Genomic DNA, 15,499 nt, shown 5'->3' on the forward strand with positions numbered 1-15,499 from the left:
TTTGTTCTGATAGGGAGACACCCGAAATGACCGTAAAAGTTGCCATCAACGGATTTGGCCGCATCGGCCGCAACGTCCTTCGCGCGATCGTCGAATCCGGCCGCACCGACATCGAGGTCGTGGCGATCAACGACCTTGGTCCGGTCGAGACCAATGCCCACCTGCTGCGCTACGATTCGATCCACGGCAAGTTCCCGGCCGAGGTGAAGGTCGAGGGCGACACGATCACCGTCGGCGGCGGCAAGCCGATCAAGGTCACCGCCATCAAGGACCCGGCGACGCTGCCGCACAAGGAACTCGGCGTCGACATCGCCATGGAGTGCACCGGCATCTTCACCGCCCGCGAGAAGGCGGCCCTGCACCTGCAGGCCGGCGCCAAGCGCGTCATCGTCTCGGCTCCGGCCGACGGCGCCGACCTGACCGTCGTCTTCGGCGTCAACGACGACAAGCTGACCAAGGAACACCTGGTCATCTCCAACGCGTCGTGCACCACCAACTGCCTCGTGCCGGTGGTCAAGGTCCTCGACGATGTGGTCGGCATCGACCATGGCTTCATGACCACGATCCACTCCTACACCGGCGACCAGCCGACGCTGGACACGATGCATAAGGATCTCTACCGCGCCCGCGCGGCAGCGCTCTCGATGATCCCGACCTCGACGGGCGCCGCCAAGGCCGTCGGCCTCGTCCTGCCGCACCTCAAGGGCAAGCTCGACGGCACCTCGATCCGCGTGCCGACCCCGAACGTCTCGGTCGTCGACTTCAAGTTCGTTGCCAAGCGCGACACCACCGTCGAAGAAATCAACGAAGCCATCAAGGCCGCCTCCAACGGCGCCCTGAAGGGCATCCTCGGCTACACCGAGGAGCCGCTGGTCTCGCGCGACTTCAACCATGACAGCCATTCGTCGATCTTCGCGATCGACCAGACCAAGGTTCTGGAAGGCAAGTTCGTCCGTATCCTCTCCTGGTACGACAACGAATGGGGCTTCTCCAACCGCATGGCCGACACGGCCGTCGCGTTTGCGAAGCTGATCTGATCGCAATCAAAGACACCCGGGCAGCAATGTCCGGGTGTCCACGTTTGAGGCCCTCGTGACGGGGCACACCTTGTTCTTCCGTCACCCCGGACTGATCCGGGGTCCAGCAGCGCCGCCTCGGCGGCGAAATCGTGTCTGTTGCGTTCAAGGAGTTGAGCGCGCTGGATGCCGGATCGAGTCCGGCATGACGGCGAATGGGAGCTTTTCCGTCCGAGGACCTGAACTCTTCCGCCTTCCAGATAGAAGGCCGGAAGTGCAAATTTCACATCGCCAGCGCAAAGGCGCGCCAGCCCTGTTCGGCGCGCGGCGCTTCAAGGCGGAATATCAGGAGCGGTGCCCATGACCTTCAAGACCCTAGACGACCTCACCGACATCGCCGGCAAGCGCGTGCTCGTCCGCGTCGACCTCAACGTCCCCGTCAAGGACGGCAAGGTCACCGACGCAACCCGCATCGAGCGCGTCGCCCCCACCATCCTCGAACTTTCCAAGAAGGGCGCCAAGGTCATCCTGCTCGCCCATTTCGGCCGGCCGAAGGGCGAGCCGGTCGCCGACCAGTCACTCGGCCTGATCGTGCCGGCGGTCAAGGACGTGCTCGGCCAGCCGGTCGCCTTCGCCGAGGACTGCATCGGCGACAAGGCCAAGGCCGCCGTCGACGCGCTGAAGGACGGCGACATCCTGCTCCTGGAAAACACCCGCTTCCACAAGGGCGAGGAGAAGAACGACGCGGACTTCACCAAGGCGCTCGCCGCAAACGGCGACATCTACGTCAACGATGCCTTCTCCGCCGCCCACCGGGCCCATGCCTCGACCGAGGGCCTCGCACACCTGCTTCCGGCCTATGCCGGCCGCACCATGCAGGCCGAACTTGAGGCGCTTGAGAAGGGCCTCGGCAATCCGAAGCGCCCGGTGGTCGCCATCGTCGGCGGCGCCAAGGTCTCCACCAAGATCGACCTCCTGTCGAACCTCGTGAAGAAAGTCGATGCGCTGGTGATCGGCGGCGGCATGGCCAACACCTTCCTCGCCGCCCGCGGTACAAATGTTGGAAAGTCGCTCTGCGAGCACGACCTCGCCGACACCGCCAAACAGATCATGATCGACGCCGCCGCGGCCGGCTGCGCCATCATCCTGCCCGAGGACGGCGTCGTTGCCCGCGAGTTCAAGGCCGGTGCCGACAACGAGGTGGTCGCGATCGACAAGATCCCCGCCGACGCCATGGTCCTCGACGTCGGCCCGAAGTCGGTCGAGGCGGTCAATGCCTGGATCTCGCGTGCCGAGACGCTCGTCTGGAACGGCCCGCTCGGCGCCTTCGAGATCGCGCCCTTCGATGCCGCGACCGTTGCTGCGGCCAAGCATGCGGCCGACCGGACCAGGGAAGGCGCGCTGATCTCGGTCGCCGGCGGCGGCGACACGGTCGCAGCCTTGAACCATGCCGGCGTCGCAGACGACTTCACCTACGTCTCCACGGCCGGCGGCGCCTTCCTCGAATGGATGGAAGGCAAGCCGCTGCCGGGCGTCGACGTCCTTCAGCAGAAGTAGGCCGATACCCTTACCGGAACCAACTGATGGCCCTCTCCATTCGATGGAGGGGGCCATTTTCGTTGACGCGACGGATCGCGGGATCGAAAATATCTCCAAGACGGCCACAGGGATCGTCGGTCAGAACATGCAGACGGGACAAAGGAAACACGGACTGGTCCAAGGAGGAACGCATGAGCGAACGACTGGAAGACATCGCCGCCCGCATCGTCACCGCAGGCAAGGGCCTGCTCGCCGCCGACGAATCCACCGCCACCATCAAGAAGCGCCTCGACGGCATCGGCGTCGAATCCACCGACGCCTCCCGCCGCGACTACCGCCAGATGCTCTTTTCCGCCGACGAGGCGATGCACAACTACATTTCCGGCGTCATCCTCTATGAAGAAACGCTCTTCCAGAAGACCGAGGACGACCGACCGCTCGCCGATATCATCACGGCAGCCGGCGCCATTCCCGGCATCAAGGTCGACACCGGCGCCAAGCCGATGGCGCTTTTCAAAGGCGAGACGATCACCGAAGGCCTCGACGGACTGCGCGACAGGCTCGCCAGATACCATGCAGCGGGCGCACGCTTTGCCAAATGGCGGGCCGTGATCGCGATCTCCGACACGCTTCCGAGCTTTGGCGCGATCAAGGCGAATGCCCAGGCGCTCGCCCGCTATGCCGCGCTTTGCCAGGAAGCCGGCATCGTCCCGATCGTCGAACCGGAGGTCCTGATGGATGGCGAGCCCGGCACCCAGTCGATCGAGCGTTCACAGGAGGTGACGGAAGAGACCCTTCGCATCACCTTCGAGGAACTGGCCGACCAACGCGTCTCTCTGGAGGGCATGATCCTCAAGCCTTCCATGGTCATCGACGGCAAGAAGGCGCGCAAGGCCTCGGTGCAGGAGGTTGCCGAACGGACGATCCGCGTCCTGAAGCGGACCGTGCCAGCGGCCGTTCCCGGCATCGCCTTCCTCTCCGGCGGCCAGTCGACGGAAGAGGCGACCGCGCATCTTTCCGCCATGAACGCCATGGGTCCGCTGCCCTGGAGGCTGACCTTCTCCTATGGCCGCGCGCTGCAGGCGGAAGCGCTGGACGCCTGGGCCGGCAAAGCCGAAAACGTCGCCGCCGGCCAGCGCGCCTTCACCCACCGCGCCAAGATGTGCAGCCTGGCTGCGCGTGGGGAATGGAAGAAGGAGATGGAGAAGACGGTGTAACGCCGCCTTCCGCGCGCGTGAAGCGGAAGAGCGATCAGGCCGCTGCAGTGGCCGGGTAGATGATCTCCGGCTGCAAGGAAACGGCCTCGTCGACGAGACGATCGACGACCGCCAGCAGATGCTCGTTCGCCATCAGCGGATCGGTCTCGAAGATCTTCTCGACCATCTCCCCGCGCTCTGCCTTCTTGTCGTCGCGATCGAGCGCGTTCTGCAGTTGCGCCTCGAGGTTCGCGGGCGTGAACAAGGTGCGGAAGGGAACATCGGGCACGAGCGAATAGTCGGGCTCGAAGTTCTGGTGCGTCCCAGGGGGAATATCCAGCGACAGGACAGGCTTACCGGTGAGTAGAAAGTCGAACATGATCGACGAATAGTCCGTCAGGAGCGCGTCGAACTTCTTCATGTGCGGATAGATGTCGGTGCCGGCGCCAATCGCATAGAAGTTGTTGCCGGCCACCGCCATGGTCTTGGACGGATCGTGGTATAAGGGGTGCATCTTGTAGAAGAAGTTGACTTTGTAGCGGGCTGCCGCCTTGTGTAGCCTTTCGAAGAACCCTGGCTGCATGAGAAATGTCGGATTGCCGCGCTGCCAGGTTGGAACCACCAGGACATTCCGCCGGCCGGAGGAAAACGCCTTTGTCGCCTCGGGGGGTAGCTCGCTGCCGATCCGCTCGTGGGCTGTTGCCTCCCTGCATATGACCTCGTTGCGGGGGAAACCTGCGCGAACCAGCTGCGGCGCACCATAGGTCTCGTACCAGAAATCGTCGAACGCCGAAGATGTGCTCAGGACGAGGTCGGCCTGCGAGGCCATGAAGAACGGACGACGATAGCGGATATCGCTGATACCGAGATGCGGGATCAGCTTTAGCAGCAGTTGCTTGACGGAGACGCCATGCCATAGCTGCAGCTTCCGGGCGCCGGCAAGGCATGCATACATGCTGTAGAGACCGCGCAGGCTCTCACTGGGATTGACGCAGAACACCGCCACCGCCGCGTGCATGAGAAGGTCGATTGTGCGGTTGATGTCGTCCATGAGGTTGAAACAGGGCAGTCCGGCGTCCTTCAGCGCCGTTTCCAGCGATTTGTCGAAGGTGCACCAGAGAACCTCGTGACCGGCACTGCGCGCGAGGTCGGCGAGATAAAGGTACTTCGTATTGTCCGAAAACGTGCTGCGACCGAAATACAGCACGACGCGCCGCTTTCGAACCCGTCGCGAGATCGCCGAGAATTCGTCGAAAACGGTTGGATGTTCGAGCGTTGGCACAGCCGCTTCGAAACTGCCCGGCTGATTGTCTTTCGGAGGTTCGACCTTCGCATTCATTGAATCTCGTGCCCCTTTTTCTTGTTGCGTTTCAGGCGTAGCGCCTGATTTCCTCAAGTGTCGATGTCGTCGAAATACCTTCCGTCCGAGGCAGGTAGACGACTTCGCAGAGAGTATTGTAGTGGTCAAAACGACCGGCCCAGTCGTCGCCCATGACCAGGACGTCCGCCTGGTATTGTTTGATGTACTCGCCCTTCAGATCGAGCGAGTGCTCCAGGAAAACCTCGTCCACGCCGATGATCGACCGGATGATCTCCATGCGGTCGCGCTCGCTATAGATCGGGGTTTTCTGCTTCTTCGAGAAATTGAGGGCGTCGGTGGAGATGCCGACGGTCAGATGGTCTCCCAATGCCCGCGCCCGCTGCAATATGCGGATATGCCCGATATGCAGCACATCGAACGTGCCGAACGTGATGATTTTCTTCATTCCTGTCCCCTTGAGAAATTCGGTTGGGCATTGCGCAACTCAGTGGCGACCGCCCTAGTGCCGGTCTTCCAGGACGCCCGCCGCAATAGCCTCAAGAATGCTTGCAGCGGCCTCCCCGCGGTTCGGCAGCAGCGTATTCAGCAGCGTCTTGCGCGCCGTCTCGAATTCCCACGTCTTGCCGTCCTTGTATTCCAGCGTCGCCTTCTTCAACTGGTCGAACGAGCGTACGCGCCGGGTGGCCGCCTCGGCCATCTTGCCGAGTGCGTTGAACGCGACGTGGTGACCGGAATCGAAGAAGATCAGCGGCTTGTCGAAGAGCTGGTATTCCGCGAGAAAAGAAAGACCGTCGGAGATCATCAGATCGGAGGCGGCAAAAAGCTCGCCGTATTGCTGCTCCGCGATCGCGCAATTGGGCATCGACGTCCACGTCTTCCGGACATGGGCCAGTCCGTCGCCCCTCAGGACCTGGCCAAACAGCGCCGGGTGCGGCTTGAGCACGAATTCGATGTCCCGGCTTTCGCGCGCCCAGGCGACCATGTTGTCCCAGATCTTGTCGAAGACCCCGAAGCCCAGGCCATTCGTGCCGAGCGAATAGTGCGGAGCCCAGATGACCCGGAACGGCTTGCCGCCCCGCGACCGAATCGGCCATTCCGGCGTTTCCGCGGACTTCAGAAGCCGGTCGAACTTTGGGTAGCCGCTAAGAACAATCTTGTCGGGGTCGGAATGCTTGAAGGAGCGATAGTAGGACTGCGTGGTCGCCGTCTCGCAAAATATCCGCCATGCGGCGCGATGATAGGCCTGGTCGTAGCCGAAGGCCGATACTTCCGTCGTCACAGGGTCGCCGAGCGAGGTGGCGAGGTTCAGGGCGTACGGAACGAGGCAGAGCCGCGCGAATGTCAACTCCGGTGTATGGAAGGCAGGCGGGAGGCAGGCGTCCCATTGTTGCTGGCGGAAGATGACGGCCGGGCGGAGTGCCTTCAATATGTCCAGCGCCGCATAGGAGTCTTCCATGTTAAAGCGGAGATGATGTACGCCGAGCTTGTCGAGGGCACGGCTGACATCGGGTTCGCCTTCAAAGGCACCGCGTCCAAGCGGCGTCGAATTGATCGATATGACGACCGGGTCGAAGCGCTCATCCTGAAGCATCGCGGCGTGCACGTCGGAGAGGGCGTCCCACATCGGTATCGAATGCACAATGAAGGCACAGCGCACGGGCAGCTTTCCTGCCGTCGCTTGGCGCGCGGATACATTCGACGTCTGCTTCAGACTCTGTAGATCGAGCGTGCGTTGTCGCCCCTCCTGCGCGATAAGCGCATTCAGCGAGGCGACATCCTCCTTCGAGACCCCTTCCTCGATGGTGTTCGCCTGAATTTCTGCGACGTGGTTCAGTCGCTCCAGGCTTGCGACCTGCTGCCCCTGGATGTGCTGCAGAAGCTTGACCACTTCCAGCTGGATCTCGCCATGCAGCGACTGGTTCTCCGCCAGCGCATCCAGTCTCTCTTCCAGGGCATCGAACTTGGCCGTCAAGCTGGCTAGTCGGTCGGCGAGCGTCGAGGAAACGCTGATGTCCATGAGGCCACTCTCGTAATAGGGTTGCCCGTGCAGGCCCGAAGGTCGCAGTTTCGACGGCGCACGGGTGGATGGTCATATTGCTGTTACAGACCCTGGCTTTTCTGAAACTTGCGCGCATGGCGATGCGGAACATCTTGCGGCGCGACCAAATCGACGCCACCGCCTTGCAGATCGCGTTCGAACTCCTAGATTAAGTCCATCGTCAACATACAGAAAGGAAGGTGATCCAATGTCTAATGAGATTTCGGACCTCGTGACGGCAACGGGAAATGCGATGGTGGGAGCGAGGCAGCCCTCGTTCTGAGCCACACCTTCCTTGGGCCCATAGGCCTAAAGGCTTGTCACAGAGCCAAACCTCATGGAGGGCCGCCTGGTGCGGCCCTTTTGTTTATCCAGAAGAATAACGTGCAAGACGGTGTCAGCGGCAGCGCTTAAGCCGCCGTGCCGCAGCAACATCGATGACCGCAGGCCGCCTTACGGCCGGATCAGCACCGTCACCATCATTACCGCGATCGCGCCGACGGCGATCTTCCAGAAGTCCCGGCGACGGCGCAGTCCCGGCACGCCGAGCGGCCGGATGACATGCAGCACCATGGCGACGAGCAACAGGAGCGGAAGGACTTTCGACATCGGCGTTTCCTTTTTCGCGTTCCTGTCACAACGGCGACATTTTTCCAAGTCGAGGGTTTCCGCGTAAGGCATGATTCACCGGTCGGCTGTATTCCAGCTATGGAAATCATGCTCTTGTCGGCATAGTTCAGTTCGGTTGCAGAGTGGCAGGATACCCGATGCGAAAAAACCTTGTTTCCGTCTTCGCACTTCTCCTCGGCACCCTTTTTCTTTTCCTCGGCAACGGCCTGCATGGCCTGCTCCTGCCGGTTCGCGGCGCCCATGAGGGCTATCCGACCACGCTGCTGGGCCTGATCGGCACGTCCTGGGCCAGCGGCTTCGTGCTCGGCTGCCTGCTGGCGCCGAAGGTGGTCAAGCGGATAGGCCACGTACGCGCGTTCTCGAGCTTCGCCTCGCTGATCGCCATCATCGCGCTTCTGACCGGCATCCTGGTGGATCCCTTCTGGTGGGTGGCCCTGCGCGCCGTCACCGGCTTCTCCATCGCCGGCACCTCGATGATCATCGAAAGCTGGCTGAACGAGCGGGCGACGAACGAGAGCCGCGGCGTCATCTTCTCGCTCTACATCGCCATTACCCTGTTCGGCGTCGTCGGCGGCCAGATGATGGTCACGCTCGGCGACACCGGAACGCCAATCCTGTTCATGGTCGCCGGCATCCTCTATTGCCTCGCCATGCTGCCGACGACGCTGTCGACCGCTGCCTCCCCGCAGCCGCTGAAGCAGGTCAGCCTTGATATCCCCACCCTGTTTCGCACCTCGCCCGTCGCCTGCGTCGGCATCGTTCTCATCGGCATCGCCAACGGCGCGTTCGGCACGCTGGGTGCCGTCTTCGGCGCCGAGGCGGGGCTCGCGTCCAGCACGATCGCGATGATGATGAGCGTGACGATTTTTGCCGGAGCCGTGATGCAACTGCCGGCGGGCCGCGTCTCCGACCGCGTCGACCGCCGCTACGTGCTCGCAGCGCTGGCAGGCGTGGCGGCACTCGCCGGCCTGGCGATGTTCCTCCTGCAGCCGAATTCCGTCATAGCACTCCTGATCGTCATTGCCGTCTACGGCGCGGCGGCAAACGCGCTCTATCCGATCGCCGTTTCCCATGCCAACGACTTCGCCAACCCGGAAGATTTCGTGAAGGTGTCCGGCGGCCTGCTGCTTCTCTACGGTATCGGAACCATCATCGGCCCGACGCTGGGCGGCCCGGTGATGACGTCGGTCGGTCCCTACGCCCTGTTCCTCGTCACCTTCGGGGCGCATCTGCTGATTACGGCCTATTCGATCTTCCGCAGCCGTCGCCGCGCCGCCCTTCCCGCCAGCGCCCGCGAGAACTATACCACTCTCAATCCCGGCACGCTGACGACGCCGGAGAGCCTGCGCATGTCGCCGCGCGCCAGCCAGCAGGGAACGGCAGACGTACCCCCTCAGACGATGACGGAGGATGCACGATGAGCATGTCGGACGACGACAGGCCGGTACGCAAGGTGGCCCACGAGATCGGCTGCGACCTCTCGCTGCTTTCGGCCGACGAGCTTTCCAGCCGGATTGCGCTGTTGAAAGAAGAAATCGCGCGGCTGGAAGAAGAAGTCACCCGCAAGGGTGCGAGCCGCTCGGCCGCCGAAAAGCTGTTCCGCTGAATTGCCGGCTAGCTGCAGGCGGGCATGTGCGGTTTCGCGACCAAGGTATGTTTGAGTTAACCGTCCGTTAAGCATCATCGGCTACTAATCGCATGCCCGGACCAGTCCGGACTCAGACATTTTCGCCGCTTGGGGAATGGGTCTGATTTTCTCCCTGTTTTACCTTGAGAGCCGCTTTCCCGCGGCTCTTTTTTTTGGGCCTTTCCACATATTGTCCAAATTTGTAAAGAATTGTGGAGATTAACCCTTTGTTAAGATCACGCTTGCGCCAAATCAGCTAAGGCATCATTCTGCTCGCATGAAAACGACCGGCGGAACACGCGTGCCGGTTCGCGAGTTACCTGAATTGTGATGCGTAAAACAGGATTGGGGCCATGTCTGAAAGAGGATTGAATACCGTCAGCTTCGCCGGCCACGCCGCCACCTCGTCGCAGTTCAAGAATCTCTACGCCGAAGGCATGGGCCTCGTCGAGGAGACGGCAACCTATCTCGATGGTCCGGGCCGGCAGGCCGCAAAGGTGCTGCCGCGCATGGCGTCGGTGCTCTACGCAGCGGAATCGATGCGGCTGACCACGCGCCTGATGCAGATGGCGTCGTGGCTGTTGCTGCAGCGGGCGGTCAACAACGGCGAAATGACGCGCGACCAGGTCATCTCCGAGAAGAGCAAGGTTCGCCTCGATGGCTTCAACGTCGACCGGGCCGCTCCGGGCTGGACCGAACTGCCGGAAGCCTTTCGCGACCTGATCGAGCGCTCGCTGCGGCTACAGAACCGCGTTGCCCTGCTCGACCGGGAAGTCTATCGCCCGCAGGAGACGCAGAACTTCGTCAACGACAACCAGAACAGCGTCCAGGCCCAGCTCAGCCTGCTCCACACTGCCTTCGGCAACACCTGACCTGTACGCAGCGATCGCTATCGACATCCGACCCGGCCCCAGGCCGGGTTTTTTGTTGTTCCCCTCCTCCGGCGTCCCTTGTCGATGGCGACACCTGAATAAAACCGGGCAACAAAAAAGCCCGGGTAAACCCGGGCTTCAAAATCGCGTCTAGCAGGAGGCTTAGAGGCCGAGGCCTTCGAAGCGCTTCTTGAACTTGGAAACGCGGCCGCCGCGGTCCAGCATCTGCTGATTGCCGCCCGTCCAGGCCGGGTGGGACTTCGGGTCGATTTCGAGGTTCATCACTGCACCTTCGGTACCCCAGGTCGAACGGGTTTCGTACTCGGTGCCGTCGGTCATGACGACCTTGATGGTGTGGTAGTCGGGATGGATATCAGCCTTCATGACAATCTTCCTGCGTTCCGGGGACCTTTTGTCGCAAGCAGTTGCGGCAGCCGGGTCAAAGACGTAAATGAAGCCGCGACCGACCAGGCCAGCGGCTTCCCAATTCGATGGCGAGCCTATACATGAAGGCCGGCCGGATAACAAGAGCCCAAAAAGCAATCGCGCTGCAGCGGCCCGCTCGAAGAGGTGAACGTGAGCAAGGAAATGCAAGCAGGCGTCGAACGCAAGAGCGAACGCAAGTCTCTCCGCCCGCTCGCCGCATTGCTGCCCTATCTCGGCCGCTATCGCGGCCTCGTCGCCGGCGCCCTCGCAGCCCTGGTGACCGCGGCGGTGACCACGCTCGCTTTGCCCATGGCCGTGCGCCGCATGATCGACCACGGCTTCTCCGAATCCGACGCGGGCTTCATCGACACGTATTTCATGATGCTGTTCGCGCTGGCGATCCTGCTCGCGCTCGCCAGCGCCTTTCGCTACTTCTTCGTCATTACGCTCGGTGAGCGCGTCGTGTCCGACCTGCGCCGCGCGGTGTTCGCACGCGTCACGGAACTGGCGCCCGATTTCTTCGATCGCAACCAGTCCGGCGAGATCGTCTCGCGACTGACGGCCGACACGACCCAGATCAAATCGGCAGTGGGTGCCACCGCTTCGGTTGCCCTGCGCAATCTGATCCTCTGTCTCGGCGCGATCGCGATGATGATCTATACGAGCCCGAAGCTTTCCAGCCTTGTGCTTGCCGCCATTCCCCTCATCGTCTTCCCGCTCGTCGCCTTCGGCAGGTCCGTCCGCCGTCGCTCCCGCCAGGCGCAGGATACGCTTGCGAATGCTTCCGCCTATGCAGGCGAGGTGATTTCGGCGGCCCGTACGGTGCAGGCGTTCAACGCAGAACCGGCGGCGCGCGAACGCTTCGGCGCAGCGGTCGAGGCGGCCTTCGGCGCAGCCCGCTCGGCCATCCTCGCCCGCTCGCTGTTGACCGCGTTTGCGATCGCCATGGTGTTCGGCAGCGTCGTCGGCGTCCTCTGGTTCGGGGCGCAGGACGTGCTCTCGGGCAATCTCTCGGCCGGCACGCTCGGCCAGTTCCTGCTCTACTCGGTCTTCGCCGCCGGCAGCCTGGGCTCGCTGTCCGAGGTCTGGGGCGAGTTGTCGCAGGCCTCTGGTGCAGCCGAGAGGCTGACGGAGCTATTGGACGAAAAGCCCTCGATCACCGCGCCGCCGTCTCCCGTCGCTCTGCCCGTTCCCGCCCGCGGCGCGGTGGAATTTTCCGACGTCCACTTCGCCTATCCCTCCCGCCCCGGCTACCGCAGCCTCAACGGGCTGTCCTTCGCGATCCGGCCGGGCGAGACGATCGCCGTCGTCGGCCCCTCCGGCGCCGGCAAGAGCACCATCCTGTCGCTGCTTTTGCGCTTCTACGATCCGGTCAGCGGCAGCGTGAAGCTGGACGGCATCGACATGCGCACCGCCGATCCGCACGAGGTCCGCGCCCGCATCGCCGTCGTCCCGCAGGACGTGACGATCTTCGCCGCGACGATTGCCGACAACATCGCTTTCGGCATGCCCGGCGTCTCGCGCGAACAGATCGTGGCAGCCGCCCGCGCCGCCCAGGCCGAGGAATTCATCAGCCGCCTCGACAATGGTTTCGACACCACGGTCGGCGAGCGCGGCGTGACCCTTTCCGGCGGCCAGCGCCAGCGGCTTGCCATCGCCCGCGCCATCCTCAAGGACGCGCCACTGCTTCTGCTCGACGAGGCGACCTCGGCGCTGGATGCGCAAAGCGAGAAGCTCGTGCAGAAGGCGCTGGACGGGCTGATGGGGCAACGCACTACGATCGTCATCGCCCACCGGCTGGCCACCGTCCTCAAGGCGGACCGTATCCTCGTCATCGAGCACGGCCGCATCGTCGAGGAAGGCACGCATCAGTCGCTGGTCCGCAGCGGTGGCCTCTACGCCAAGCTGGCCCGCCTGCAGTTCAACGATGGTCAGGTCGAAGCCGGTGCCGAGGAGCAGGCGACCGCGGCGCAATAACCGAAGGTGCCGCGGCTTTCGTAATTACCGGCCGCGGCCTACCCGCCGCAACTGAGGCAACGCAATAAGCCCCATCGACCGCAGGCCGCTCGGCACGACCGCACCCTTCACGCGCAGACGTTCCGGCCGGCAATCCGCCCGGAAAAAAGACAGCCGCCGAGGAACGTTCCTTCCAGCGCATTGTAGCCGTGCACCCCTCCTCCGCCGAAGCCGGCAACCTCGCCGGCGGCGTAGAGCCCAGGCACCGGCTTGCCCGAATATTCGAGCACGCGGCCGTTCAGGTCTGTCTGCAGCCCGCCCAGCGTCTTGCGCGTGAGAAGGTTCAGCCGCACCGCAATCAGCGGCCCCGCCTTGGGATCCAGCATTCTGTGCGGCCGCGCCGTGCGCATCAGGCGGTCGCCGAGATAGCTGCGCGCGCCCCGGATCGCGACCGTCTGCGCATCCTTGGAAAACGCGTTGTCGATCTCCCGGTCGCGCGCCTCGACCTGTGCGCTGACATGCGCCGCATCGAGCCTGGCCTCGCCCGTCAGCGCGTTCATCGCGGCGACGAGGTCCTCCAGCCGGTCGCGGACGACAAAATCCTCGCCCTTGTCCATGAAGGCCTGCACCGGCCCCGGCGGATTCCTGCCGAGCCGCTTCAGGAGCAGGCGGATATCCTTGCCGGTCAGGTCCGGATTCTGCTCCGACCCGGAAAGGGCAAACTCCTTCTTGATGATCGCTTTGGTGAGGATGAACCAGCTGTAGTCATGCCCCGACGCGGTGATCGCCTTCAGCGTTCCGAGCGTATCGAAGCCGGGCATGGCAGGGGCAGCGAAACGGTTTCCGTCGGCATCGAGCCAGAGCGACGACGGCCCCGGCAGGATGCGGATGCCGTGGTTGGGCCAGATCGGATCCCAGTTTCGCAAGCCCTCCGTATAGTGCCACATCCGGTCGCCGTTGATGACGCTGCCGCCGGCTTCCTGGGTGATCGCCAGCATCCGTCCGTCGACGTGGTGCGGCACGCCGCTGACCATGCGGGCCGGCGCCGGCCCGAGCCGATCGACCGGCCAGTTGCGCCGCACCAGCTCATGATTGCCGCCGATGCCGCCCGAGGCGACGACGACCGCATCCGCCGACAGCGAAAACGCCGCGACGACGTCGCGCGAACTCCGCACGCCCCGCGCCACTGGATCCGCGGCCAGGACCGCCCCTTCGGCGCCGACGACGGCGCCGTTGTCGACGAGCAGGCGATCGACGCGATGGCGGAAGCGGAAGGACAGCCGCCCCTTCGCCTCCGCCTCCCGCACGCGGCGAAGGAACGGCGCCAGCACGCCAGGCCCGGTTCCCCAGGTGACGTGAAAGCGCGGCACGGAATTGCCGTGTCCGGTGGCAAGTCCGCCGCCGCGCTCGGCCCAGCCGACGATCGGAAACCAGCGCATGCCCTGCGCGTGCAGCCAGGCGCGCTTCTCGCCTCCGGCGAAATCGAGGTAGGCCTCCGCCCACAGGCGGGGCCAGTGGTCCTCCGGCCGGTCGAACTGCGCCGAACCGAACCAGTCCTGCCGGGCGAGCGCGCGGCTGTCGCGTATGCGCATGCGCCTCTGTTCGGGACTGTCGACGAAAAAGAGGCCGCCCAGCGACCAGAAGGCCTGGCCGCCCAGGTTCTGCTCCCCCTCCTGGTCCAGCACGGTCACCCGCAAGCCACGATCCACCGCCTCGCTCGCCGCCACGAGGCCCGCCAGCCCCGCGCCGATCACCAGCACATCGCAATCCATCCACGCCCTCCCAAGCACATCCCCGCGCGGAAGTTACGCGCACGTCAGGGTAAGGGCAATGCGGAAACGGTGCCTACTTCTCGGTGAGCTTGAGCTCGATGCGCCGGTTCGTCGCCCGCGCCTGGTCGCTTTCGCCGGGAGCCAGCGGCTGGAATTCGCCAAAGCCGGCCGCCACCAGACGGTCTGCCGGAACGCCGTTGGCGATCAGGAACTTCACCACCGACGTCGCACGCGCCGAGGAGAGTTCCCAGTTGTCGGCATAGCGCCCCGTGCCGGACAGCGGTACGTTGTCGGTGTGCCCATCGACGCGCAGCACCCAGTTGATTTCCGGCGGGATTTCCTTGGCGAGATCGAGGAGTGCCGCGGCGAGCTTGCGCATCTCGGCCTGCCCCTCGGGATTCAGTTCGCTGCCGCCGGAAGGAAACAGCACCTCCGACTGGAAGACGAAGCGGTCGCCGACAATGCGGATGTTCTCGCGATCGGAGAGGATCTCACGCAGGCGGCCGAAGAAGTCCGAGCGGTAGCGGTTCAGTTCCTGTACCCGCTGGGCCAGCGCCACGTTGAGACGGCGGCCGAGATCGGCGATCTTCGCCTGCGCGGTCACGTCCTTTGCCTCCGACGCCTGAAGCGCGCCCTCGACGGCGGAGATCTGGCTGCGCAGGGCGGCGATCTGCTGGTTCAGCAGTTCGATCTGGCTCATCGCACGCGCGCTGACCTGCTTTTCGGCATCGAGCGTTTCGTTGAGCGTGGAAATGCGGGCATCGGCGGCGTCCGAGGCGCCGGCGCCCTGGTTCAGCATCTGCTGCAGCCGGGAGCGCTCGCCTTCCGATTCGGCAAGCGAGGCCTGCAGGTTGGCCAGCGAATCCTCCAGATCCTGCTTGCCGCTCTTTTCCAGCGCCAAAAGCTGCGTCAGCTCGTTCACCTGGCTGGTCAACCGGTCGAGCACCTCGTCCTTGCCGGTGATTTCGCGGCTGAGGAAGAACTGCGCGAGCACGAAGACACAGAGCAGGAACATGATCGCCAGCAGCAGCGTCGACAGCGCATCGACGAAGCCGGGCCAGTAATCGACGGTTCTGCTTGAGCGGCGGTTGCGGGCAAGCGCCATG

At 63.7% G+C, this 15,499-nt stretch carries 14 protein-coding genes; 7 read left to right on the top strand and 7 right to left on the bottom strand.

Annotation, left to right across the window (positions count from 1 at the left end; all coding sequences use genetic code 11):
• Positions 1 to 26 precede the first annotated feature (26 nt).
• The 3 genes from gap to HV823_RS10365 all read left to right on the top strand — a co-directional run bounded on the left by gap (position 27) and on the right by HV823_RS10365 (position 3,772).
• Positions 27 to 1,037, top strand: coding sequence for a type I glyceraldehyde-3-phosphate dehydrogenase (gene gap / locus HV823_RS10355; RefSeq protein ID WP_176949639.1), 1,011 nt, complete (start codon positions 27 to 29; stop codon positions 1,035 to 1,037).
• Between the two features lie 339 nt (positions 1,038 to 1,376).
• Entirely contained in the window at positions 1,377 to 2,573 is a 1,197-nt protein-coding gene (locus tag HV823_RS10360; RefSeq protein WP_176949640.1) for a phosphoglycerate kinase, read from the top strand.
• Between the two features lie 173 nt (positions 2,574 to 2,746).
• A complete protein-coding gene (locus tag HV823_RS10365; protein WP_176949641.1) occupies positions 2,747 to 3,772 on the top strand; it encodes a class I fructose-bisphosphate aldolase in 1,026 nt (341 codons plus the stop codon).
• Positions 3,773 to 3,806: 34 nt separating this feature from the next.
• Here the strand turns inward: HV823_RS10365 and HV823_RS10370 are convergent, their stop codons facing one another.
• The 4 genes from HV823_RS10370 to HV823_RS10385 all read right to left on the bottom strand — a co-directional run bounded on the left by HV823_RS10370 (position 3,807) and on the right by HV823_RS10385 (position 7,719).
• Positions 3,807 to 5,090 (bottom strand): CDP-glycerol glycerophosphotransferase family protein, encoded by a 1,284-nt coding sequence (locus HV823_RS10370; protein WP_176949642.1) that lies wholly within the window; start codon positions 5,088 to 5,090, stop codon positions 3,807 to 3,809.
• Between the two features lie 31 nt (positions 5,091 to 5,121).
• A complete protein-coding gene (locus HV823_RS10375) occupies positions 5,122 to 5,517 on the bottom strand; it encodes an FAD synthase family protein (RefSeq protein WP_176949643.1) in 396 nt (131 codons plus the stop codon).
• A 54-nt stretch (positions 5,518 to 5,571) separates the two neighbouring features.
• Entirely contained in the window at positions 5,572 to 7,089 is a 1,518-nt protein-coding gene (locus tag HV823_RS10380; protein WP_176949644.1) for a CDP-glycerol glycerophosphotransferase family protein, read from the bottom strand.
• A gap of 474 nt (positions 7,090 to 7,563) precedes the next feature.
• Positions 7,564 to 7,719 (bottom strand): hypothetical protein, encoded by a 156-nt coding sequence (locus HV823_RS10385; protein WP_176949645.1) that lies wholly within the window; start codon positions 7,717 to 7,719, stop codon positions 7,564 to 7,566.
• Between the two features lie 158 nt (positions 7,720 to 7,877).
• Here HV823_RS10385 and HV823_RS10390 point away from each other — a divergent pair, with 158 nt between their 5' ends.
• The 3 genes from HV823_RS10390 (at position 7,878) to rcdA (ending at position 10,239) form a co-directional block, all read left to right on the top strand.
• On the top strand, positions 7,878 to 9,161 hold the full coding sequence (locus HV823_RS10390; RefSeq protein ID WP_176949646.1) for an MFS transporter: 1,284 nt from the start codon (positions 7,878 to 7,880) through the stop codon (positions 9,159 to 9,161).
• Complete coding sequence (locus HV823_RS10395) at positions 9,158 to 9,346, top strand: DUF1192 domain-containing protein (RefSeq protein WP_176949647.1); 189 nt, start codon at positions 9,158 to 9,160, stop codon at positions 9,344 to 9,346. The genes HV823_RS10390 and HV823_RS10395 overlap by 4 nt, the downstream gene beginning before the upstream one ends.
• A 374-nt stretch (positions 9,347 to 9,720) precedes the next feature.
• Positions 9,721 to 10,239 carry a protease adaptor protein RcdA gene (gene rcdA, locus HV823_RS10400; protein WP_176949648.1) on the top strand — a complete coding sequence of 173 codons (519 nt, stop codon included), beginning with the start codon at positions 9,721 to 9,723 and terminating at the stop codon, positions 10,237 to 10,239.
• A 162-nt stretch (positions 10,240 to 10,401) separates the two neighbouring features.
• On the opposite strand, the gene rpmE is transcribed toward rcdA, so the two are convergent.
• Positions 10,402 to 10,623 (bottom strand): 50S ribosomal protein L31, encoded by a 222-nt coding sequence (rpmE, locus tag HV823_RS10405; protein WP_176949649.1) that lies wholly within the window; start codon positions 10,621 to 10,623, stop codon positions 10,402 to 10,404.
• Positions 10,624 to 10,827: 204 nt separating this feature from the next.
• On the opposite strand from rpmE, the gene HV823_RS10410 reads away from it, so the two are divergent.
• Entirely contained in the window at positions 10,828 to 12,642 is a 1,815-nt protein-coding gene (locus tag HV823_RS10410) for an ABC transporter transmembrane domain-containing protein (RefSeq protein WP_176949757.1), read from the top strand.
• A 107-nt stretch (positions 12,643 to 12,749) separates the two neighbouring features.
• On the opposite strand, the gene HV823_RS10415 is transcribed toward HV823_RS10410, so the two are convergent.
• Together HV823_RS10415 and HV823_RS10420 are read right to left on the bottom strand one after the other, a co-directional pair.
• Positions 12,750 to 14,393, bottom strand: a complete 1,644-nt coding sequence (locus HV823_RS10415; RefSeq protein WP_176949650.1) for an FAD-binding dehydrogenase — start codon at positions 14,391 to 14,393, stop codon at positions 12,750 to 12,752.
• Between the two features lie 73 nt (positions 14,394 to 14,466).
• Positions 14,467 to 15,498 (bottom strand): peptidoglycan -binding protein, encoded by a 1,032-nt coding sequence (locus tag HV823_RS10420; protein WP_176949651.1) that lies wholly within the window; start codon positions 15,496 to 15,498, stop codon positions 14,467 to 14,469.
• Position 15,499 lies beyond the last annotated feature (1 nt).

It is taken from the genome of Mycoplana rhizolycopersici, assembly GCF_013378445.1.
GTDB lineage: Bacteria > Pseudomonadota > Alphaproteobacteria > Rhizobiales > Rhizobiaceae > Mycoplana > Mycoplana rhizolycopersici.